This is a genomic window from Bacillus sp. JJ1127 (assembly GCF_036965845.1).
Classification (GTDB): Bacteria; Bacillota; Bacilli; order Bacillales; family Bacillaceae_G; genus Bacillus_A.
In genome coordinates, this window is record NZ_JBALQK010000330.1 from 1 (window position 1) to 1140 (window position 1140).

The 1140-nt window shown below is 29.0% G+C and carries 1 protein-coding gene and 1 pseudogene; one reads left to right on the forward strand and one right to left on the reverse strand.

Going from position 1 to position 1140, the window contains the following annotated elements; genetic code table 11:
• A partial coding sequence (locus V7183_RS23800; RefSeq protein WP_335361048.1) for an alpha/beta hydrolase occupies nucleotides 1-605 on the reverse strand: 605 nt, incomplete at its 3' end.
• A 317-nt stretch (nucleotides 606-922) separates the two neighbouring features.
• Here V7183_RS23800 and V7183_RS26075 point away from each other — a divergent pair.
• A pseudogene (locus tag V7183_RS26075) lies at nucleotides 923-1036 on the forward strand (DUF2935 domain-containing protein); the annotation flags it as partial.
• Between the last annotated feature and the right edge of the window lie 104 nt (nucleotides 1037-1140).

Genomic DNA, 1140 nt, shown 5'->3' on the forward strand with positions numbered 1-1140 from the left:
TGTTTTTTTGTAAAATAGTTAATAGTTTCAAATTCGCACAGTTCATCCTTGGCTCCATACATAATATATGTATCTGTATTCCATGTATTAATAGGATGTTCTTTTACATAGCATAAATAATCCCAATATAACTTTTGACCAACAGGTGTTTCTATAGTCATTTCTTTTTGCAAAAGCTCTGGTGTTACATTAAACCATTTCATCATATTTTCGATAATTCGTTCCATATTAACTACTGGTGATAAAAATAATGCCTTTTCTAACACATCATTTTGATAGGCTAAAAGGCTAAAATAAGCTCCCATACTACATGCAAACACGCTTACTTCTTTCCAATGTTCTTTTGCGTAATTCATAACTATAGATAATTCACTAACACAAAACTGTACTTTGCAAGGAGTATTATCATTTTTTCTTTCTCCATGCTCAGGTAAATCAAAGCTTAATACTTGATAACCTTTTTGATTGGCTTCTTCAGCTAATATTTCAATAACTGCATCTTCCTTATTTGACATACTTCCATGTACTGCAATAAAAATTTTTTCACTCTTTTCTCCCCATAAAACTGCGGGAATATTACTAATTTTAAAATTGTCTTTAAGCATATTTCCTCCATAGAATAAGACGTATGGGATTTGCAAAAAATCACATGCATTTTATATTCTTCTACTTAATTTAAATAAATCAAACTATTCATAACTTAACACAAATTAATTATAATATCTCTCTATATCTGTATAACATAGTCAACTTTATATTTTAAACCTTTCTTTTGTCCACCTCTTCAGAAGCTTACAAGTTCTCTTATTTTGATTTCTTATTGAGCTAACCTGCACCGTTAGTGGAAGAAGGATTTTTAAACAACTATATTATTTTTTAAATGACTTTATTGTAAATTAAACAACTTTATTATCTCTGCACAATTAATCCATTATTAGCTGATCATGTTACACGAGAAGCTGAACATTTTTTATTGATGATTCACGTTTTAGAACAACGATTAAAACAAAAACAAGCGGAACAATCTACTCAATAGTTAAATATAGTAGAGAAAGGTCTTTTGTACGTGTTTTATTACACCTGGATGAGGTGCTCTTTTCATGTAAATAACACGTACACTGTAACTCAATAATTTTGATA